19 protein-coding genes and 2 riboswitches are annotated in these 22,410 nt (G+C 35.1%); of the genes, 8 read left to right on the top strand and 11 right to left on the bottom strand.

Features of this window, described 5'->3' with window-relative positions:
* Positions 1-30 precede the first annotated feature (30 nt).
* The 3 genes from ACIQLB_RS07495 to ACIQLB_RS07485 form a co-directional block, all read right to left on the bottom strand.
* Positions 31-1,398 carry a PepSY-associated TM helix domain-containing protein gene (locus tag ACIQLB_RS07495; protein WP_400723193.1) on the bottom strand — a complete coding sequence of 456 codons (1,368 nt, stop codon included), beginning with the start codon at positions 1,396-1,398 and terminating at the stop codon, positions 31-33.
* A gap of 256 nt (positions 1,399-1,654) precedes the next feature.
* Positions 1,655-1,837: a hypothetical protein gene (locus ACIQLB_RS07490; protein WP_400723190.1), complete on the bottom strand. Its 183-nt coding sequence runs from the start codon at positions 1,835-1,837 to the stop codon at positions 1,655-1,657.
* A gap of 61 nt (positions 1,838-1,898) precedes the next feature.
* The gene (locus ACIQLB_RS07485; protein ID WP_400723188.1) at positions 1,899-2,021 is read right to left on the bottom strand and encodes a hypothetical protein; all 123 of its coding nucleotides are present in this window, start codon (positions 2,019-2,021) and stop codon (positions 1,899-1,901) included.
* Between the two features lie 30 nt (positions 2,022-2,051).
* Positions 2,052-2,242, bottom strand: a riboswitch (cobalamin riboswitch).
* Positions 2,243-2,742: 500 nt separating this feature from the next.
* On the opposite strand from ACIQLB_RS07485, the gene ACIQLB_RS07480 reads away from it, so the two are divergent.
* Positions 2,743-3,159: a hypothetical protein gene (locus tag ACIQLB_RS07480; protein ID WP_400723185.1), complete on the top strand. Its 417-nt coding sequence runs from the start codon at positions 2,743-2,745 to the stop codon at positions 3,157-3,159.
* 346 nt (positions 3,160-3,505) lie between these two features.
* Here the strand turns inward: ACIQLB_RS07480 and ACIQLB_RS07475 are convergent, their stop codons facing one another.
* From ACIQLB_RS07475 to metE, 3 genes are all read right to left on the bottom strand, one after another.
* Positions 3,506-3,952, bottom strand: a complete 447-nt coding sequence (locus ACIQLB_RS07475) for a YfmQ family protein (RefSeq protein WP_400723182.1) — start codon at positions 3,950-3,952, stop codon at positions 3,506-3,508.
* 265 nt (positions 3,953-4,217) lie between these two features.
* The gene (gene pdxR / locus ACIQLB_RS07470) at positions 4,218-5,648 is read right to left on the bottom strand and encodes a MocR-like pyridoxine biosynthesis transcription factor PdxR (protein WP_400723179.1); all 1,431 of its coding nucleotides are present in this window, start codon (positions 5,646-5,648) and stop codon (positions 4,218-4,220) included.
* 893 nt (positions 5,649-6,541) lie between these two features.
* Positions 6,542-8,836 (bottom strand): 5-methyltetrahydropteroyltriglutamate--homocysteine S-methyltransferase, encoded by a 2,295-nt coding sequence (metE, locus tag ACIQLB_RS07465; protein ID WP_400723176.1) that lies wholly within the window; start codon positions 8,834-8,836, stop codon positions 6,542-6,544.
* 183 nt (positions 8,837-9,019) lie between these two features.
* Positions 9,020-9,198, bottom strand: a riboswitch (cobalamin riboswitch).
* Between the two features lie 213 nt (positions 9,199-9,411).
* Between metE and ACIQLB_RS07460 the strand changes: the two genes are divergently transcribed.
* The 4 genes from ACIQLB_RS07460 to ACIQLB_RS07445 all read left to right on the top strand — a co-directional run bounded on the left by ACIQLB_RS07460 (position 9,412) and on the right by ACIQLB_RS07445 (position 12,858).
* A complete protein-coding gene (locus ACIQLB_RS07460) occupies positions 9,412-9,984 on the top strand; it encodes a TetR/AcrR family transcriptional regulator (RefSeq protein WP_400723174.1) in 573 nt (190 codons plus the stop codon).
* Between the two features lie 15 nt (positions 9,985-9,999).
* On the top strand, positions 10,000-10,398 hold the full coding sequence (locus tag ACIQLB_RS07455; protein ID WP_400723171.1) for a DUF5367 domain-containing protein: 399 nt from the start codon (positions 10,000-10,002) through the stop codon (positions 10,396-10,398).
* 59 nt (positions 10,399-10,457) lie between these two features.
* Positions 10,458-10,820 (top strand): VOC family protein, encoded by a 363-nt coding sequence (locus tag ACIQLB_RS07450; protein WP_400723168.1) that lies wholly within the window; start codon positions 10,458-10,460, stop codon positions 10,818-10,820.
* 676 nt (positions 10,821-11,496) lie between these two features.
* Entirely contained in the window at positions 11,497-12,858 is a 1,362-nt protein-coding gene (locus ACIQLB_RS07445; RefSeq protein WP_400723165.1) for a C40 family peptidase, read from the top strand.
* Between the two features lie 47 nt (positions 12,859-12,905).
* On the opposite strand, the gene ACIQLB_RS07440 is transcribed toward ACIQLB_RS07445, so the two are convergent.
* On the bottom strand, positions 12,906-14,294 hold the full coding sequence (locus ACIQLB_RS07440; RefSeq protein WP_400723162.1) for a UDP-N-acetylmuramoyl-tripeptide--D-alanyl-D-alanine ligase: 1,389 nt from the start codon (positions 14,292-14,294) through the stop codon (positions 12,906-12,908).
* Between the two features lie 132 nt (positions 14,295-14,426).
* Complete coding sequence (locus ACIQLB_RS07435; RefSeq protein ID WP_400723159.1) at positions 14,427-15,821, bottom strand: UDP-N-acetylmuramoyl-tripeptide--D-alanyl-D-alanine ligase; 1,395 nt, start codon at positions 15,819-15,821, stop codon at positions 14,427-14,429.
* A 149-nt stretch (positions 15,822-15,970) separates the two neighbouring features.
* On the opposite strand from ACIQLB_RS07435, the gene ACIQLB_RS07430 reads away from it, so the two are divergent.
* Complete coding sequence (locus ACIQLB_RS07430) at positions 15,971-17,176, top strand: ATP-grasp domain-containing protein (RefSeq protein WP_400724035.1); 1,206 nt, start codon at positions 15,971-15,973, stop codon at positions 17,174-17,176.
* Positions 17,177-17,252: 76 nt separating this feature from the next.
* Here ACIQLB_RS07430 and ACIQLB_RS07425 read toward each other — a convergent pair whose 3' ends face one another.
* Positions 17,253-19,505, bottom strand: a complete 2,253-nt coding sequence (locus tag ACIQLB_RS07425; RefSeq protein WP_400723156.1) for a YheC/YheD family protein — start codon at positions 19,503-19,505, stop codon at positions 17,253-17,255.
* Between the two features lie 142 nt (positions 19,506-19,647).
* Positions 19,648-20,079 carry a hypothetical protein gene (locus ACIQLB_RS07420; RefSeq protein WP_400723153.1) on the bottom strand — a complete coding sequence of 144 codons (432 nt, stop codon included), beginning with the start codon at positions 20,077-20,079 and terminating at the stop codon, positions 19,648-19,650.
* Positions 20,080-20,629: 550 nt separating this feature from the next.
* On the opposite strand from ACIQLB_RS07420, the gene ACIQLB_RS07415 reads away from it, so the two are divergent.
* Together ACIQLB_RS07415 and ACIQLB_RS07410 are read left to right on the top strand one after the other, a co-directional pair.
* Positions 20,630-21,100, top strand: coding sequence for a DinB family protein (locus tag ACIQLB_RS07415; RefSeq protein ID WP_400723150.1), 471 nt, complete (start codon positions 20,630-20,632; stop codon positions 21,098-21,100).
* Positions 21,101-21,287: 187 nt separating this feature from the next.
* Positions 21,288-21,614, top strand: a complete 327-nt coding sequence (locus tag ACIQLB_RS07410) for a YolC/YozM family protein (protein WP_400723147.1) — start codon at positions 21,288-21,290, stop codon at positions 21,612-21,614.
* Between the two features lie 106 nt (positions 21,615-21,720).
* Here ACIQLB_RS07410 and ACIQLB_RS07405 read toward each other — a convergent pair.
* Positions 21,721-22,410 (bottom strand): IS110 family RNA-guided transposase (locus ACIQLB_RS07405; protein ID WP_400723144.1); only part of this gene is annotated, 690 nt, incomplete at its 5' end.

The raw sequence follows: 22,410 nt of genomic DNA, 5'->3' as shown, positions 1-22,410 counted from the left end.
TTTATAAAGGATGCAGTATCGCTTAAGATTTTAATTAACTTCTTTTTTTGCTAATTTATTTTTAGACACCAAATTTATAATTAATTCAACGAGTACGACAGCAATTAAGGAAAGTCCAAAAAGTGGCATCAGTATACCTAAAATAATCATGAAAATGATAAAAGGAATGGATACCTTTTGAGAAATTTTAGGTGGTGCAGATAGCATACCTTGTTTCTTTCGTAGTAGCCATGTTCTGAATCCCCAAACAATAACTACTAAAAATGCTAGACATACTAGTAAATTGATTAATTTATTTGGCCAGCCAAACAAATGACCTTCATGCAAAGGAATTCCCCAAGTGAACCATTTGGCAAGAATGCCATAGTCCTCATATCCAACCTTGTCTATATATTTTCCGCTATATTGATCAAAATACATTGTCGTTTCATCATACGGACTAACATCAAGACCTGTTACACCTGTGTTACTAGATTTTGCTACTGTATAGACACCGTCTTCACTAGTAGGATAAATAATCGCATAAGGTTTTGAAATATTCATTGCATCAATTTCATGTTGTAGCTTTTCCACACTTAGTTGGTTAGGGTTAGCAACATAGCCCATATTAGCTCCCATACCATGATGTGCTGCATGTCCTGAATCTGATGTTGGAGGTGTTTCTTGACGAGTAGCCCAAGGAATCTCACTGACATTAGATGTAGGTGGCTGCTGCTGCAATAATGGCGTGCCGAAAGAAGGATGATCTTGTGAAGCTTGGTAAATATATTTCCCCATCAGCGCAGACCATGGTAAGCCTGTGAAAATAATAACAAGCATTGGAATCGTTATTATTGTTCCAATAAGTGCATGGAATTTTCTACTCTTTTGACGTTTGTTTGTCTGCTTTGTTCTCTTTAGTATTTTTGCTTTAAACGTCATGTAAATGCCTGAAAGCAGTAAAAAAACGGCCCAGCACGCAGCTAATTCTACTAAATAATTGACAACAGTCCCCCCAATAAATAAGGAACTATGGGCATTTCTCATAATATTAGAAAATGTGTAATCAGCATCCTGACCACCGATAATTTGGTTATGATCATCTAGGAACACATATTTCTCTTTGCCATCTGCATTCTTCATCGATAAACGAGTATTGTAAGGCTCTTCTAACTCGATAATTTTATTTGTTTTATAGCCAGCATATGATTCTTCTGCAAGTTTAACAGCATCGTCAATAGATTGTACCTCGGTCTTTCCACTTTCACCAAAAAAGTATTTATCATATAACTGATTTTCAACATCAGTATAAAATAAATAACCGATACCACTTAGTGTTAGTGAAATAAGAAGTGGAGTAATAAATAATGCGGCATAAAAGTGCGTTCGCCAAAAGCTCTGATAAAGCGTGTTCTTCATGTCTAATTCTCCAATCTATAATAATAAGCGCAAAATTATTATATAGTTTAAAAGTGAAATAAGTATGAAGTCCTAGAGGTTTTTTTATGACAAATATATGTATTCCTATTGATATAATTAGATTATAGAAAACAAAATAGATTGTTTTCATTAAAAAAAGCTACTTAATGTCCCATAAAGGATGAACATTAAGTAGCCTTTTAACTTTGGTGAAGACTAATAATCGGTGGGGATAATGCGTCCCCACTGATTAACTTTATCCAATTAGTTCTTTCATTACATTCGTATAGGCTCTTAAAATATCATTTTTATGAACAGCATCCTGCCCTACATACTGTTCAACTAGTTCTCTTAATGTTTGAGAAGTACTTGTATACTGCGTTTCCATGATTTCAAATTTTAACAGACTTTCATAATACTCGATTACTTGTGGATTCATGTGTAACACTCCTTCAATTTTAGCATAAAAAAACATCTTTCCTTCATCAGAAAGATGTCTACTATGACAAATACACGACATAATACGGTGATTGATATGGCGAATACAGCTGTCTATTCGTAATAGAAGCTACCTTTTTAGCAATCATCGTACTATGAGCATGCAGGAGAATTTCTCTAGTCACACTCAACACCCCCTATCCTCGTAGGTTTTTTGGTTGTACTAGATAAAGGCAGGTCTCCTGGCTTATGTTCATCACACCTTTCACCTTCCCATTACAATGCGTAACAGTGGTCTTTTGAAACGTGCTCCCATTTACAGTTGCGGGACAGCGTCGGATTTGCACCGATCTTCCCTTTTAAACAAATCGAAATTCCGATTTGTACCTCTATCTTATTATTCCGTTTTTATTATTATACCATAGTGGTTTGTGTACATTGACACTATCCTAATAGATTACTAATATTTGTTGTAATGGAGTCAATTTTTAAAGTCAATTCAGCCATTTTAGTAAACTTGTTATACATTTTTTATTATTTTTTTACAAAACATTTATCCTTATATACCACTACAATTTGGCTTGTTATTCAATTTGAGCATTATACAGGGATTTTTCTGCATAGAATTGCGCTTTATTGTTGGATAGATTTCTTGGGTATTTATCCTTGTCGAGTCGTTTTGGATATCAGTCAATCTCATCCGCTGCACACTTACCATTTATCTACCAACTCATACTTTGCCATATTATGATTTCTATACAGAAAAATTTTCAGTCAGTAAAAAAATAGACACTATGCAACCATAGTAAAAGACATTCGTCTCTAAATCGAGGTGATTTTGTGAAAAAATGGTTAATTGCGTTATTTGTAGCAATTATATTATTGATTTCAGGATGTACTTTACTAATGAATAGTCTACTCCCAAATGAATATGAAGTACTCGAAAGTAATTGGAACATTTATTTACCTAAAGCAGATGAGAAAAAAAATTTACTAACAACAGAAGCTAATTTTCACGGTGATGGAGAATGGTTTGCATTGTTCGATTATTCAAAACCGATTGATTTTAGTAATACAAGCTTTATAAAACTTACTTCCAATGAAATATCTGATGCAAATAACAGAATAGCGCAATTCAAAAAAAGAACAATTGATATTCGTCAAAATTCTAAAGAGATTGTTGATATTTTTAATCAATATGATGTTGAAGCAGAGGTTGGCGACTACTATTACTATGATGAACACAATAATGGAGATGATTTCATTATCTTATTATATAAAGCCGATTTACTTCAGTTATATAAATATGAATGGCATCAATAAGGAAACTATCAGTAGCCTTTTAACAATAACCCATCACAAATCAATCTAGAGGCTTGTGCGTAAAATTACACACAAGTCCTTTTGTTATGCTTCCTCTACTCTACTAGCTTCTGTTATTTCCATTAGAAAGGTAATTTCTGTACGCTTTACAAAGTTCAACAAGACTGTGTGAGAAGTCAACATCAAATAATCCAGTCTTTTTGGGCATAAAAAAAATCCTCCATTCAATTGAATTGGAAGATAATTTCGGTACGCTATTCACGTAATTTCTTAGGGTACTAAAAAAGGGACTCTGTATCAGTGATCGAAGCCCTGACCGTATCCCTAATTTTTCGAAGCCCTTTTATCAATGATTTGCAGTTGTAGTTGAAATAGTAAATTTTTGTAGATATTCAGAACTAATACTATATGAAATAACTTTCTCCTTGCACTTCTTGACTACATCAACGTGATTATCGTAACTAAAAACAAAGAAATTAACATCTTTTTTGCCTCTTTTTACGTTGATGACATATGGAGTAACATTAGTCTCTGGCTGTAAAAATAATTTTTCATTGCCTGGAAATATATAATATTTTTTTAAAAAGGAAGCTTTATTAAAATTGTCTGTAAATCTATTTTTTTCTTCCTCATCTAAATTCTTTCCGTTAAATGTTACCGTAACATCTTTTGCATCAAGTTTTTTATGAAGTTCAATTTTACTTAATCCCCATGCCACAGCTGCACTGGGAGGGCTCATTAACAATTTAATAATAGATCCAATCACTAGCGTAATAATCAAACCTGATGTCATACCATACCAACTCTTTCAAAAATTTTATCATTTTAATAGCAATTACTATATTATTATCTTCATTGCACATTGTCTCATAAAAAATAATTAGTAATTAGGCTATATCGATGTTTTTTCATCCACCTCTCCATGATAAGGGATTTATATTTTTTATAACCATCCAATTCAATGCTTTTTTGACCATCCATTTATCTTAGGGATAAATATATAAATATTTTAAACCATCCAATCTAACACATTAACACATTTTTAGTCATCCAATTATCTATAAACTATTAAGAGCTTCTGCAAACCTTTTGATTCCTTCATCTATTGAATCTTCATCTTCCTTTGCGAAAGTAAAACGAACAAAACCATCTTTGGATCCCAGTGTAGAACCAGGAACATACATGACGCCTCTTTTAATGGATTCTTCAAGCAATTGGATTTCATTATAATTCTTAAGTATTTTACACCAGATATGAATACCACCTTGAGGAATAGAATATTCCACCAGATCTTTTAAATAAGTATCCAGGCTTTTTATAATTTTATCTCTCCTTTTTTCTAATTCCTTAATTAAACTTTTTATATGAATATGAAAATTTTCTGATTCTAAAAAATCATTCGCTATCCATTGTGTATAGCTAGAATGACCGAAGTCGATTTGTTGTTTCGCATCGGATAATCTTTCAATCACCGATGTTGGGCCAATAATCCACCCTATTCTTAATCCTGAAGCAACAATTTTGGACAAAGAACTAATGTATAATACGTTTCCATTCCTATCCATTGATTTAAGGGTAGCGATTTTATCTCCTGAAAAAGCTGTTAAACTATAAGGATCATCTTCTACTACTGGAATTCCAAGCTTTGAGGATATGTCTAAAATCGCTTCTTTTTTCTTTTTATTCAATAAGGAACCCGTTGGATTTTGAAAATATGGATTTAAAAAAATCATTTTAATTCTGTGTTTTTTATATAAGGACTGCAAATCTTCTGGGTTTATTCCATCCTTATCGACAGGTAGATAATGTATTTGTATACCTACCGATTTGAAAATCGGAAGATTATAATTGTAGGAAGGATCTTCTATTGCTATTGCATCTCCAGGCTTTAACAAACATTGTACAATTAAATGTAATGCTTGTTGCGCTCCTGATGTTATCAGTATTGAAGAAGGATTAGTTTCGATTCCCCGACCTTTTTTTACGTGTTTTGTAATGGTATTTCTAAGGATTTCATTCCCTTGTGGATGATCGTATCCTAGGCTTCCAATAAAAGAACGTGTTGAAGTTATCTCGCTTAAAAATCTTTTTGGGAAAAGTTCTTCTGACAATTCACCGGAAGCTAAATTTATTAATTTATGTTCAACAGCTTCTTTTCTTATTTTTTGCGTTACAGGTTGACTAGGTAAAAAAGAACCCGCCTCAATATACCTATTCCAGCTAGGAATCCGTTTTTTTGTTATACCCCATATATCTTTACTAATGGTCGTACCACTTCCTCTATTTCTTTCAATCAGCCCAATCGATTCTAATTCGTCATATGCATGAACGACAGTACTTCTGTTTAAATTTAGAGCACCAGCTAAATATCTCTCTGATGGCAATGGTTTATCCGGTGGAAATGTACCATCTGCAATTCCCTTTTCAATATATTCTGCAAGTTGTTTATAGATAGCTTTTTTCGCTTTTCTATCAGGTTTCCAATCCATATATACTCACCTCATTACTTCCTTCAAACATGGTTAAAATCTTGCTTTTTTAGCAGTGTTATTCCAGGTAAAAGATTATATCTTAATATTATATCAATTGTGATTAACCATCCACTTCATCTTTATTTTAACCATCCACTTAAAAAATCAATCCTCATTTTCTATTTTATAACCAATGTTACAATGAGCATGAAATCAATTATGTCTCGGCATAATTGCGTCCGGAATCGGCTTTGCGCTTAAGCCTGCAGATATTATTTGCGCGAAAGCGAAGCGACAGCAACAACATGTTTTGTCTGTGCGAAAGCGAAGCGACAGCAACAACGTGTTTTGTCTGTGCGAAAGCGAAGCGACAGCAACAACATGTTTTGTCTGTGCGAAAGCGAAGCGGCAGCAACAACGTGTTTTGTCTGTGCGAAAGCGAAGCGGCAGCGGCAACAACATGTTGCAGGTCAGTTAGCCGTTATCGCATGGATGCAATGATTTTAGGCTAACATCCTTTACTAAATCCTTTCCGATTCCTTGACATTGGCTAACACGATGTTTGTCACACAGTCGTTGCCACATGACGTGGCGTTATTAGACTGAGTTCCTCTATTTCAGCGGGTGTTTGGACACCCGCTGAAAGAAGTTAAAACGGAATAGTAAAGCTTTTACATTACGTGAATATCGTGAGTTAATGGATTATGACGGTGTTGAGCAATACTTAAGCTAGAAAATGGTATAATCGAGTATTTCTACCATCTAACCGTCTGTTTGATTGGTCTTTGCACTGCCTCGACGTAGCTATCTTCGGTAAAATTTCTTCTGTAGTTGTCACTTCACTTTTACTATAAAAATTTCTGCCGAATATAAAGAAAACCTGACCTCTTATTAAGAAGTCAAGTTTCTACTTAAAGTATGGATTGTTGGACTTGTTGACGGAGAGTTTTTGCCGCAGCTACCATATGCGCCAGTGCTGCAACTGTTTCTGTTTCCTTCCTTGTTTTTAAACCACAGTCAGGATTCACCCAAAATTGATTTTTTGATAAAACCTGTAAGCTATCCTGCATTATACTCAGCATTTCTTCTTCACTCGGTACACGTGGACTATGGATGTCATAAACGCCTAGCCCAATCCCTTTTTCATACGGATTTACTTGCAGAGAAGAAATCAGCTCGCCATGGCTACGTGACGTTTCGATTGAAATTACATCAGCATCCAATGCACTAATTGGCTCAATAAAATCATTAAATTCACAATAGCACATATGTGTATGAATTTGTGTTTCATCCTTTACACTAGATGTAGCAAGTTTAAAAGCATTCACCGTCCACTCTAAGTAAGATCCCCAATTTTTTTTACGAAGTGGCAAGCCCTCTCGTAATGCTGGTTCATCAACCTGAATAATAGAAATATCCGCAGCTTCTAGTGCTTCCACCTCTTTTCGAAGTGCCAAAGCAATCTGATATGATACATCCTTTCGTGAAATATCATCTCGTACAAAGGACCAATTTAAAATTGTCACAGGGCCTGTGAGCATCCCCTTTACATAGCGATTCGTTTGGCTTTGGGCATAGGCTGTTTCTTTGACAGTCATCGGTACTTCCCATGCAACGTCACCGTAAATAATCGGTGGCTTCACACAGCGAGAGCCATATGATGCAACCCATGCTTTCTCCGTAAATGCAAAACCAGTAAGTTTTTCCCCGAAATATTCAACCATATCTGTGCGCTCAAATTCACCGTGTACAAAAACGTCGATATCTAATTCCTCTTGAATAGTAATCCAACGCTTTGTCTCTTGTTCTACAAACGCTGCATAATCCTCATTAGAAAGTTGTTTTTTTCGCCATGCACTTCGTGTACGTTTAACTTCGTCTGATTGCGGAAAGCTCCCAATTGTTGTCGTTGGAAACAGCGGTAATTGTAAGGCTTGTAGCTGAATCTTTTGACGTGTTTTAAAATCACTCTGGCGTTCAAAATCTTGTGCTGCCACTGTTCGAATCGCTTGTTGAACATCTCTATTTTGACGAGTTGGGTGATTTTTCAACGCTTCAATCGCCTTCATACTTTCAGATATTTTCTGATTTGAAGGACTGCCTGTGTCTTGTAAATATTTTGTTACTTCAAAGATTTCAACTAATTTTTCATCTGCAAAAGAAAGAGCATTCTTAAGAACTGGATCGATCTTTGTTTCAAGAGCAGTTGTAATTGGAACATGCTGTAAATTACACGAAGATTGAATCCATATTTCTTTAGCACCACTCAACTGTTCAATAGCTTTAATAGTTGAGCTAACCTCTGCTAGATTGGAGCGCCAAATATCTCGTCCATTTATAATACCAACCGCTAATACTTTATCTTGTGGGAAGCCAAATTGACGTAATGCCTCCATATTTTTGCCATAGCCATGTGCAAAGTCTAAACCAATTCCTTGAACAGGAAGTTCCACAATTGACTCGTATGCCGATAATGATTCGAAATATGTTTGTAGCATAATTTTAGCCTCGGGTACTGATGCAGCTAATTGTGTATATATCTCTTGAACAAGTTTAACCTCCGCTTCGTCTAGTGTTGTGACAAGAACAGGCTCCTCTAATTGAATCCACTCTGCACCAGCATCCACTAGCTCCTTTAAGACCTGCGTATAAAGTGGTAGTAATGCTAAAATAAATGTAACCTGCGATAGTTTGTCATAGCCTTTTGTTAATTTACAAAAAGTATATGGGCCAATTAATGTAGGCTTTGCTGTGATACCAAACGCTTCTTTAGCCTCTAAAAAGTCTGCCAATATTTTATTTTCTGTTAATTGCAAAGATTGTCCTTCATATTCTGGCACAATATAATGATAGTTTGTATTAAACCATTTCGTCATTTCACTGGCTACGGCTTTTTGGCTACCGCGAGCTACCCCGTAGTATGTTTGTAAATCAACTCTGTCTCCTTGCCACTCAAAGCGCTTTGGAACTAAGCCAAACATCATTGCTGTATCCAACATTCTGTCATAGAGTGTGAAATCTCCAACAGTAATCATGTCTATGCCGAGGCGGAGCTGCTTATTTATTCGTGCTAGGCGAATATCCTTTAAGTTCTGCAATAATTCATCTTCTGAAAGCTCATTTTTCCAAAAAGCCTCTAGAGCCTTTTTCCATTCACGATCTTCTCCGATATACGGATAACCAACTGTAGTACTTGTATACGCCATGTTATTCTCTCCTATCATTCAAAATAAAAAAAAGCCATTCTCCTCTTTCGGAAAATGGCTGTCATTGCATATCAAAATTAGCTATCAAGAAACAATACGAAATTCTTTCGAAATATCGCATGATTCATTGTCGCACAGGGCCGATACGGTCACATCTCACCACCTATTTCCACGTAGGTATTTGGTGTGTACTAGATATTGGCAGGTCTCCTGGCTTCTCATCAACACGCATCACAGCCTTCCCAGTTTCCCAGTGGCAATTGTGATTTGCTCCGATTTACAGTTGCGGGACAGCGTCGGATTTGCACCGACTTCCCTTTTAAGCCAAACTTTCATTCGGCACCAACTCTTACACAATATTTAATTATGTTTTACTATAACATATATTTTTCTGAAAAGTAGATTTATTTTCAGCTTTATTCGATTCCTCATGCTGCTACTATCCCGAACATATGAAATCATCGAAGACTAGCAGCATGATCCCCCGTTACTAAAACAAACTTGTAAATAGTGGAATATTCTGTTATTTTAGAGTTAGTTATTCGACTAACTAATAATAACGGAGGTATAGATGAATGGCAAAACCTACTGGTGTCGAAAAGTCAGATTTATTAATGGCTGCCAAGCAAAGTTTAGTAGAAAAAGGGATTGAAAAATTTACCTTAAAGGCCGTTGCTGAGCAAGCTAGTGTAACACAAGGAACTATTTATTATCATTTCAAATCGAAAGAGCAAATCATTCTCGAAATTGTTCAAGACATCTGTCGAAATTCTTGGAATGAGATTCTGATGACTGATCAAGAAATGATTCAATCTGCACTTCTCTCTGCAAAAAGTCGATATGAAAACGATGCCTTTTATCATAAATTATTTTTCACTTTAATCGTTTATGGCTTTACTAACCCGACTATTAGACAGCAAATTGGACAAATTTTAGCGGCTGAAAATGAACATTTATGCAAAGTTTTAGTTAAATTATGGGGTACATCACCAATTGATGGCGTGTCGATGGAAACTTGGAGCATTTTTTTCAACGCCCTTATTGATGGTTTAGCCTTACAAGTGATGATGCGGGACGATTTCAATGTAGATGTATTCTATCAGCAATTAGCAAAAATCTTTCAGACATTGCATCGTCTAGGAAAATAATTAGAGGAGGAAAATATGCGATTCTTTTTATGCTGGGGTTTTGGGATTTGGTTTATAGCAAGTGCTGCGTTTCGATTAGTAGGGCATTACTTTTTTACCCTTGAAGAACCTTTCCTCATGATTGGTGCTTATATTTTAGTTATTCCGCTTATTTGGATATCGACAATACCTATTTATTCTATGAAAAAAATAAAAGGTACACAGCGACTACTGGCTGCAATCTGCATCGCATTACCTGGAATGCTCATCGATGCAGTCGTATTATTAGTTTTCGACAATGTTTTTCCGAATATATCGCCTGATTTAGATCGTTATTTCGCCTCATGGCTCCTATTGGCCTATTCCCTTATACTTCTTACTGGTTTTATAAAGACTCCATTCATGAAGGAAAATACTATTCATTCGTCAAATTAAAGGATTTAGCAAAATTATTCTAGAAGTATATATCGATATGAATTATAGGAGGAGAAAAAATGGTTATAGGCTTACATCACGTTCAAATAACAATTCCAAAAGGTGAAGAAGAAAAAGGGAAACATTTTTACTGTCAAGTATTAGGACTAAAAGAAATAGAAAAGCCTGATTCGCTGAAAGGACGAGGTGGATTTTGGTTACAGATCGGCAATAAAGAGGTCCATGTAGGGACAGAGGACGGCTTTGATAGATTAACGACAAAGGCTCATATTGCCTATCAAGTAGAAAATATAGAACATTGGAAGAAGGTATTAACCGAACAACATGTAGAAATTTTCGATTCAGTTCCTATTCCTCATTTTGAACGCTTTGAATTTAGAGATCCATTCGGTAATAGAGTGGAGATGATTCAGGAAATCTAACTCCTTTCAGCAAATGTCCAAACATCCGCTGAAATAGATGAACTCAGTCTAAGAACGCCACGTCCTGCGGCAAAGACTGAGTGACCAACATCACGTTGGCCCAAAGCCTCCGGCGGATGTCACGTAATCGGAAAGGAGTTCACATAGGATGTTAGCCTAAAATCATCGCATCCTTGCGATAACGGCTAACTGACCTGCATCACGCAGGCCTAAGCACAAAGCCGACTCCGGACGCAATTATGCCGAGGCATAATTGATAAGAACACAGTTGAATAGAAGTTAATTTCTATTCAACTGACATGCTATTAAAAACATGACAGTTGACGTTTTAACAAAATGTCATCCAACTTTTTAATTTTATCGGAACACTTTTATGTTTTTTCGCCCAACTTTTTAGTTTTATCGATTAACTTTCGCGTATTATCACCCAACTTCTGAATTTTATCGACATCCTCCTTCTTTCGTTTCTACAAACACTTCACCCAACTGAAACATTTGTAATAAAACTGTAAATTAAGGCGATGAAGCCTTTTATATCAGATGTTTGCAGCCAACTCCTATCCACCGTGGTAACAATTACCTCAAAGAAGCCCTACTTTTTCATGCTACGATTAATTCCAGTGACAAACCAAATCAGGATTAATCCTAACAATAGCTTCAGGAGGAAATTAACAACATGAATAAACGATTTTTAACAACAACATTAGCATTGACAATCGGTTTTAGCACAGTAGGGATGGTACAGCCAACTGTTCACCCTATAGAAGTTGAAGCTGCAACAACAAATGCCCTGAATAACGCACAAGCAGTTAATGCGAAAGCGGATCAACTAATTCAAACTGGAAAAAGCTTAATTGGTAAGGCGACATACAGCAATTCCGAATACAAGGCTACATATCCTTATAAATTTTCTTGTGCTTCATTTCTCATGTACATTTTCGAGAAAAATGGTGTAGACCTTGCGACCTATAATGAAGATTATATGTTACAGCAAGGAACATCTGTTAACAGAAATCAATTACAAAAAGGTGATTTACTATTCTTTAAGAGTAAAAAAACTGGGACAGACCCTGACCATGTTGGTATGTATATCGGGGACAATAAAATGATTCACATGGCTGATTCCCAACAAAATATTGTTATTTCAGATTTAAATAGTAAGCCATATTATACGGATAATTATGTAGGTGCCCGCAGAGTTTTACCTACATTACTTTCAGCTAATCCTGCAACAAAAGGCGATAAAATCGTTGAAAGCGCTTATAGCTATAAGGATAAAGTAACTATGGGTACAACGAATAGTGAACAGAGTCTACGTTTTACAGGGCCTGGGTTTGTAGAGTATGTTTATCGTAAAAGTGGCGTAAACCTTGGTACTACAAATTTAAAGGAACAAATGAATCTAGGAACGACAGTTTCACGTGCTAATTTAAAGAAAGGTGATTTAATTTTCTTTAATAGTGTCGCAGGCTCTCAAACACCTTCACTTGTAGCCATTTATGCTGGGGACCAACGTATAATGATTCCAAGTTCAAGTGGTATTACGACAAGAGTATTGTTCGTTGACTATTATAATCAGCATTATATTACTGCAAAACGTGTTACGTCAGATAACTCAACTACAGCTCCAGCTCCAAATCCAGGCCCTAGCACGCCTTCTACTACTGCTGATAAAATCATCTCTGCTGCCTCAAATTTGAGTAGTAAAGCAAAGTTTGGCTATTCGTATGATGAAAGCTCACTTACGTTTACGAGCGCAGGATTTACCTACTATGTTTTTAAACAGCAAGGGATTGATTTAAAAGATAAATTAGCAAGCAGACAAGCATTAGTTGGGACTAAAGTGGAAAAAGCACAGTTACAAAAAGGAGATCTTATTTTCTTCTCTACTAACAATGGTGGAAAAGATATTACACAAACAGGCATTTATCTTGGTAATAATCAATTTATTAGTATGACAACTAATAATGTTGTAAAACAAAGCTTAACTTCAACATGGGCAAATCAAAACTATGTAACAGCCCGTCGTGTTTTATAATAAAAAAAAAGAAGTATTCCTCTATTGGGAATACTTCTTTTTCTAGCTTATTTTTTATTTTTTAATTGATTCGCAAATTCTATCATAGATTTACTGGACATCGGGCCTTTAATAAGTACAATGGTTTCACTATCTAGCTTATGCTTTAGTACATCTAAAACGCCTGTAACATCTTTAAACATATGAACATCTGCCTTGGTGCCTTCCTTCAACGCTTGGTTCGCAATATTTTCTGCTCTATTGCCAATAGTAATAAGCGTATCAACATTTCTTTTCGCGACCATTGTGCCAATCTCTCGATGATATTTTTCTTCGAAATTTCCTAACCTCTTAATGTCACCTAAAATAAGAATTACTTTCTTCCCTTTTCCTATCGTATCTAAAACCTTTAGTGCCGCTTCAACAGAAGTCGGGTTATTTGTCCAAGTATCATCTACTATAGTACATTCACCGATGCCTGTTGAAAATTCTAAGTGTCTTGCCATTGCTTTGAATGTTTTTAATTGCGAAATTGCGACAGCAATGGAAAGTCCCATTTCCTTTACCGCAGCTATAGCCGCTAATGCATTATATACTTGGTGTTCTCCGTATCCTGGAACAAATAAATTGTATTTGTCATTTGACACTTTTAGTACAAATTTCATGCCGCCTTTTGTGAATTGTATATTCGTAGCTTGATAATCTGCCTTTTCGTTGACGCCAAAGGTAATAATTTTTCCTTTAAATTTATTTAGGGGGATTTTTTTAATGTTTGCATCATCACCATTAATGATTAACGTGCCATCTTTTCTAATGCCTTCTACAATTTCAGCCTTTGCTTTGATATAGCCATCAAGATTATTGCATCCATCTAAATGATGGACACCAATATTCGTAATAATACCAATCGTAGGTTGATAGATCATACATTGGTGTTTAATATTCCCTATATTCCCCAGTCCTAATTCAAAGATAGCTGCTTTTGTTTTCTGATCGATGCCAGTCAAGTACGGTAAGGATTGTCGAGGTTCATTTTTACTGCTGACAGATGCTTGAACATTCCATTCCTTACTAGCTATGTGTTTAATCATTTCTTTTGTTGTCGTTTTACCACATGTTCCAGTCAAAGCAACGACTGGTATTTGAAATAGATCTCTGTAATAACCCATAAATTTCCAATAGGCGTGCAAAATACTTTTGACGCGTATAACGGTCGTATTCTTCAGCGCATTTTTCAATTCCTCTGATGATTTATCAGAAATGACTAGAGATGGTCCCTTTTGATCTATTTCTTGCCAGTTGATTTTATCACTTTTACTAACAAACATAAGTGTATGATTTTGAGTCAGTTCATGTCGGTTATAGTAAATTGCATGTTTTACAGACCAGCGTTCCGAACCACTTAATAATTCTCCTTGCAATAATTTTCTTATATCGCTCACACTTATATGTTGCAAGTTAACTACGCCCCCTTTCTATAAAGTATATTTCTAAATAAATGAGTAACATAGTTTATGCATTTCTAGCAATTGACTATAGATATGCTCATTCTAGTAAATGATGAAAAATAACAATTATCTAGGTGAAATCTATTCGGAAGTAGATGATTTTTTTATTTTTAAATCATCTGCCAACTTAGAAATTTCTTTACTATACATATCTCCTTTAATGAAAAGAATCGTATTTTCATCTACAATTTCTTCTAACAATTTATAGACGCGCGTACTATTTTTAAAAATATACACAGGTGAACTCAGCCCTTCCTCAATGGCATGAAGCGCCATAATGCTTGCATGTTCCCCTATCGTAATGAGTACATCGACCCCAATTTGACTAATTAATTCTCCCGCTTGCTCGTGAATGATATATCCCCAAGACCCTAAATCTGTTATCGTCCCAATAATGGCAATCGTTTTCTTGCCTTCTCCGAGCGCTTTCAAAACCTTTAATCCTGCTTCCAAAGAAGTAGTCGTAATATTCCATGTATCATCTAGTAATATGGAATTATTAATACCCTTAAACACCTGAAGCTGCTTATTCAATTTTCGGTATGATTGCAGTTGTTCTGCTGCTAAAGAAATTGGCAATCCCATTTCATAAATAGCTGCTATCGCAGCAAGCGCATTATACACTTGGTGTTCGCCAAAACCTGGCACAAAAATTTCATAGAGTTTCTTTTTGTGATGAACGTTGAACAGCATACCATTTTCGTGATAGCGAATATTACTTGCTCTAAAATCACAGGATGGATGCTTGCCTACTTTAATAATGCGTCCTTTAAACTTCGATAAATCTATTTTACTTGTGTTGATATCATCATCATTAAGGATTAAGGAGCCTGTAGGACTAATAATGTCCAACATTTCACCCTTTGCTTGGATATACCCCTCTAAAGTTTTACAATAATTTAAATGATGTGCTCCTATATTTGTAATAATCCCAATAGTCGGCTTGAAATATTCCCCCGCAAGTCGGATGTCCCCCGGTGAACCAACAGCAGTTTCAAAAACGGCTGCGTCGGTATGATCATCAATATTCAGTAAATATTGCAAAGAAGCAGTTCTAGAATTACTACTAAGTGGTGTGGATGCTACTTTTTTTTCTGCAGAAAGTATATGTTTGATCATTTCCTTCGTCGTCGATTTACCAGAAGTACCAGTAATGGCTACGACAGGGATATTAAATTGATTGCGATAAAAATTTATAAACTTCCAATAGGCCTCATCTGTATCTTCTACTCTAATGATGATTATTTGCTCAGGTATTTCATTTTTTCTATATAGTCTATCCGTTACAAGCACTAAAGGATAAAATGGCTCAAGTATTTCCCAGTTGACAATAGGCTTACTTGTAAAAAGGGCGGTATTTGGTCTTTTCACTTGCTTCAGTCGATAAGCGCCATGTTGAATTAACACTTCCTCCGACCCTTGCACTAAATGACCTGCAGTAATGACTGTTAAATTCTGCACCGTAAGAGGCTTCATATTATTTTTCCCTCCTTTCCACTCTAGTATATGTAGCTTCTTAAAAGTTGCTTGGATGTATGCGAGATACATAACTAGAGGAAAACTATTTCTTCGCATATATATATAGTTGATTAAGCATCTAAGTAACAATAGAAGGAGTGATATACCTGAAAACGATTATATTTATCGGCACTAACAAATCCGGGTCAAGTCGTGAAGCAACAAGAGCAGCAGAAAAATTAGGTTATTTTACAGTCCTTTTTACAAACAACGAAAAGCAGTTACAACAGAGAAAAGCCTACCCAGATATTCATAAAATGATTCTTATTGATACTTCGAATATAGAAGACATGAAAGATGAAATTTATAATTTAACTAAAACTGGGTTAGAAATAAAATCTATTGTTAGTTTTGTCGATCCTTTTGTCCATATTGCCTCAATTTTATGTGATGAATTTTGTGACAACTATACATCTTCAACAGCTATTGAAATGATGGAGGATAAAGAAAAAACTAGAAACTTTTTAAAGAACCAACCTTATTCTCCTAAGTTTTTTCTTCTCAAGCCAAATGAGTCCTTCTCAAATAACATGGCATTTCCACTTATTGTGAAATCTCCAAAATCAACAGGCTCCAAAGATGTTTTGTTAGCAAACGACTCAGACCAACTGAAGAAACACCTGAGCCATCTGAGAAGCAAAAATCCTCGTGAAACAATAATGATTGAAGAATATATCGAAGGTCCGCAATATTTAGTAGAAGCACTTGTCTATAAACGGCAAGCTCATGTCATCGGTATTATTGAACAAGAAATTACTCAAGGTAAACGTTTTATCATTACTGGTTATGGTGTTCTCGTTAAAGCTCCTAAAGAAATTCAAACTGGTCTTGAGGAAGTTCTCCAATCTATTGTTAAAGCATTTAACATCGAAAATGGTGCTCTGCATTTAGAGCTTCGTTTAACAAAGGATGGCTGGAAGCTTATTGAGATTAATCCACGAATCTCAGGGGGAGCAATGAATACTATGCTTCACGCCGCTTTTGGATTTAATTTAGTGGAAGAAACACTTAAATTATTTTTAGGTGAACGCCCCGATATCAATCCAAAGCATAGAAAGTTTGTCTATACTAAATACGTCATTGTTGAAAGTAAGGGTATTTTAGAAAAAGTTATTGGAAGAAATAAAGCAACTAATACACCAGGAGTTGTGGATGTATATGTGAAGCCGAAAAGAGGGACATTGCTGACCCCTCCTTTATCGATGGGACATCGTTATGCATATGTAATTGCGGAAGGCACAACATTAGCGGAAGCTAAAAATAAAGCCATTAACGCCGCAAAAGAAATAAAGTTCATTCTAAAAGTATCTTAGATTTAAAATACTTTCTGAAAAAAAATATCCCGAATAATTGTTTCCTTTAAAAGGTCAATTACTCGGGCTTTTTTATTTATTCTTGATATTTTTGATCTAAAAATTTAACCGTATCAAACATATTCGTTTTACTAGCACCCTTTACTAAAATGGTGTCGTGAGGTTGTATCACTTTCTCTAAGAGTTCATGCAATTTTTCCTTATCAAGGAAATGATAAATTTTAGAAGGATCCATTCCTTCTGCCTTCGCTGCTGCTCCCATTTCCTCTGTTCTGAAACCATAAGTGATGAATAAATCTATATCTTGCTCGTAAATGTATTCGCCCACTTTACGATATTCCTCTTCCCTCAAATCCCCTAATTCTCGCATTTGACCAATAATAGCAACTTTACGTTTCTTCGCTATATTTGTAAGAACATCTATAGCAGCACGTACGCCCTGAGGGTGAGAGTGAACAGTATCGTCAATTAATGTAATGTCATCGCGACAGTTATAAATTGTTAATCTTCTAGGTGGTTTTTTGAAATTTAGCCCTGCTTTAATATCTTCTGGACTAAACCCTAAATAATCTGCAACCGCAACGGCATTAAGCGCATTAAAAACATGATGCTCTCCTAATATTGGGATATACATTACAATTTCCTGTCCATGCAGGATTATTTTAAAGGTCATACCGATGTCTTTATATTGAATATCATAAGCTTGATAGTCCGCTGTATTATGAATACCAACAGTTAAAATTTTCCCTTTAAATTGCTGTGTCTCTAAATACTTAGAATTATCATCGTCCTTATTCAATATTAATAAACCGGTTTGGTCCATTCCATGTATTAATTCCGACTTTGCCTTGGCCACTCCTTTAATATCTCCATCAAAGTTGCCCACATGAGCTAAACCAATATTGGTGATAATACTAATATTTGGTTGGATAATGCTACAGTGATTTGTAATGATACCTGGATAAGCCATCCCGTACTCAAGCACAACAGCCTCATGCGAAGCATTAATTTCTTCTTTATGTTTTTTCGTATGCTCTGTTGTATTCCAATAATCTTTTGACTCAAAGATATTCCATTTTTCCGATAAAATGGAGGCTAGGAATGCTTTTGATGTCGTTTTCCCAGCACTGCCGGTAATCGCGATAATCGGTAAAGCCTTTTCTTCAGCTAAAATCTTTTCTTCTGGTAAAGCTTTTTCTTCTACTAAAACCTCTTCTAAAGTTTCTTCTAAAGCCTTCACTTCGGATGAATCCTTATTTTTCCTATATTGTCTAATTTCCCTTTTGATTTGCTTCTGGTTCTTAGCAAGGTACATTGCATACCTTATAGTATTGATGACCACATCTAATTCTAAATAAAAAGCAGGAGGGCAACCTGGTCGCCAGTTTACTTCATACATCCAAATTTTTCTTTGCTCATCTAAGCCTATATCAATGCCAATTTCATCAATAACCTCTCCAAATTGTTCCATCTGGATTTCATCTAAATGGCGAGCCAGTGACAAGGAAAAATGCTCTAACATACGCCGAATATCATAAGCATCTTCTTTAAATTCCTGCTCTAGAAAAGGATCTAAATAATTCGTAAAACCACCATTGTTAATATTCGGTATAATCGAGCCATTTGGTGCAATTCGAGGATAAACCGTCGTTATAACCCATTTACCTTCGCCATTTTTTTGAACATGAAGACGAAAATCATAAATTTGACCTGATTTTGTTTTTGATTGAATATAGGGCTGCACGATAAAGGTGCCTGTAGAAAGTTGCCTTCTAATTAATTCATCTAGCTGTGACTGTGTACAAAAAGTAGTTTCCCTATCTTTTTTTACCTCAAAGTTAGTTCTTCCAACTTTCGAAATAAAATAAATCCCTTTTCCCTTCCGGCCATCTATCGGTTTAAATACGACTTTTTTATAAAAGGCCATAAATTTATGGAGTAAATCAACATTTTCCACAACCTCAGATGGAATTAAATACTTATCAAATTCCTTTGCTTCTTTAAGTCGTTTCATAACATTCCATTTATTCCCTATAGAATAAGTTGTAACAGGTATTTCTTTTTTCAATTTCTCAATAATGTCCTTTGATACCGATAATTTTTCTGGACTTCCAGCATTATATATAACATCTGGGAAAGGCATCATTTTTTCATGCCAATCACCATTTTCATATACCTTTCCTCTAATGGAACGTGTATCAAAGTCAACGCTTTTTGGTGTAAAGTAAAAAAATTGAGCCCCTTCTGCTTGTGCAACGGCCGCATATGCATATGACTTAAGAACAGTTCTAGGATCTAACCGATGATGCAGCATTCCGATAATTGTCATTCATTAATCTCTTCCCTTCATAGGATTCTCTCTCTAATAAATTCAATGAATACAACGTGCACCTAGACAAATGCTCTAATTATTATGTTATTTAAATAGTTTCAATTATTCCTCGGCATAATTGCGTCCGTTAAAAATTTCATCACCATTTGGGCTCAATGATAAATTTCCCTTTTAACATGTCAGGCTTTAATAACTGAATCGCAGATATACCACTTAATTCAATGGATTTTTCTGTAGATGTTCGCTCTAAACGGACAACTTCTGCAATCATATTCGTATCCTGTCCTTCATAATCATATGCACGCAAAAGTGAAACAGTTCCTCGACAACTTTCTCTATCAATTGCCTCTATGCGAAAAAACTCTGTTTCAAATTGTTTTACCGTATCCATTAACCTTAAATGAGTACCGTTGTGTGTTATTAAAAAAAAGGGAATCGTATCACTTCCCACTATTTTTACAAGCAGCTGACCAAAATATTTAGAATGAAATTCCTTTATCATATCCTGGAGTGCTTTTATGTCGTAGAGCGCTTCACATAGAAAATGGTTTCCTTTGTTCTCATTATTCATTTCCCCAGCCCCCTCCCTAGTCTTAATGAAGCATCCTTAAACATTGATACAATTACAAAATATTCAACACCTTCTCGCTATAATATGTAGCGCTTAGGAATATGACGACTTTTTTCGGAAAGGAAACAAGGATTCTACCCAAAAAAGAAAACGTCCATTTTGTTTTATTAAAAGTCAAGAGTTAAAGTAATATCATTAATACATCAATATCATTTATAAAATGTGTAACAATATAACAAGGTATTTTTAAGCTGAACTAACTCAACAATTTAGTTCAGCTTTTATTTATGAATAAAAATTAAAATTAGGATATTTAATTGTTAAGTTTTCTGCCGACTGTAGCTTTGTAATAAAGATTGATTATTTATAATAAAGATCGATAATTTGTAATAAAGATTGATTAAAATCATCTCTCCTCTGTATATTTCTTAGAGGTTAGATGATTTTAATTGGATATTTATGTTAAAGTAATGGTAAAGATTGTGAAAAAATGTACTTAAACTAACGTTGCAGGTTAGTTGAATAGAGGATTGATGTAAAGGAGGATAAAATGAATATATATTGTAAGAGTGCATTACATCAAATTAAAGTCGCTGTAACGACAATTGTTGAAATGATAGAAAAGTTAACAGAAAATGACTTGCACAAAAGGCCAACACCTAATAAGCAGTCCATAGGAGAGCTGTTAGAACATATTGCTATTATTTGTGAAGCTGATTCGCTTATTTCGGACGGGGCATCTCAAGACAAGATGAACAAATTTTATTCAAGTGTTTCATATAAAAGTCTAAATGAGATTAAAGAAGCATTGATAAAAAATCATCAATTTTTAGAAGATAAATTTATGAATTTCACAGAAGTCGAACTTCAAGAGGAAGTTACTTCTTTTTGGGGTGTTACATACTCACGATATGAATGGTTGTTAGAGATTGTAGCTCATATTTATCATCACAGAGGGCAATTACACTCTATGCTTATTCATTGTTATGGAATAGACCCAAAAGTTCCATTGTTTGAATAGAACTTTACTATTGAACTAAACTAACGGGTGCAAGAGTTAATCAAGATGTTGCTGCGGCAACATTTTTTTATTGAGCTAACGGGGCAGATTAGTTAAAGAAAGACATTTTCAAGTGAATGACGAATTGTTACAATAGAATATATTACCAAATAAGGAATCTGTAATTGAGAAGTTGGAGGTGATTTTTTTGAAGAAGGTTATTATTGGACTATGTATAGTTGTAACTGGATTTATCCTCTTTATCGCACAAGATGAATTTAAAGAGAACGATACTGCAAATAGTATTGAAGAAATGTTTTCTGGTAAAATTTTCGATGTTGCACAAGCGAAATTTACTGTACACTCTATGGGATTAAGCCCAGAAGAAAAAGTCCTTACAGTTAGAATTGGAAAAACACAATACAATGAACAAACAGAGGAATACTTTAGAGACATTTTAGATTCTCTTGGTATGGAAAGTTATGAAATTGAGGTAGTCCATGTTGATTTAAACCAGCTAATAGATTGTCAATAAAAATCTTTTAAATTAAAAAACACTTCATGCTATACTAAAAAGCGCAACCCAAATAACCCTCCGAATTCAATTTGGAAGGTTTTTGTTGTATTTGAAAATGCTGTCACTATATGGTTTCTTGGAATGGTGTTTTCGTTTTTAAAATCGCATAAATCCAATGTAAAAGCTTATTTGCACAAGCAATAATGGCTACTTTATATGGCTTTCCTTCCTCACGTTTTAAATCGTAGAAGGCTCGTAATCGCTTATTTCGTGCGATAGTTTCAGGTGTTGTTTTCTTTTTCCGACTATCTCGAATAGAACAACGAACAGCTGTATAAAGCATGTGGCGAAGCCTAGCCGAGCCACGTTTAGTAATGTGATTTTTCGTGCCTTTAAAGCGACCTGATTCAAACACACTGGGATCTAGTCCTGCAAAGGCTACTAACTTTTTCGGATGATTAAACCGATCAATTTCTCCGATTTCTGAAATAATCGTTGCAGCGATTTTTTCACCAATACCGGGAATTGATTGGAGTAATTCATATTCTTCAAGTTGTGCCGCTAACTCATCAATCTCACGCTCCAACGTAGAAAGTTGTTGGTGGTACACTTGCAGTAAATCAATATACATATTCAAACTGACTAGAAGACTTTGATAAAGAGTTGATTGAAATGGATTGCGTTCTGCGGCTCCGATCAATTTTTCCGATTTTTCAAGCGCCCAATTAAACGAACGTGCTTTGCAATGTGTATCAATGAATTGTGCGATCTCTTCTACACCTGCTTCTTTAACTGATTCAGAAGTAGGGTAAGC

Source organism: Lysinibacillus sp. NPDC092081 (assembly GCF_044755845.1).
Classification (GTDB): Bacteria; Bacillota; Bacilli; order Bacillales_A; family Planococcaceae; genus Lysinibacillus.
The sequence above is the reverse complement of the archived record's forward strand: the minus strand, read 5'-3'. Positions and strand labels throughout refer to the sequence as shown.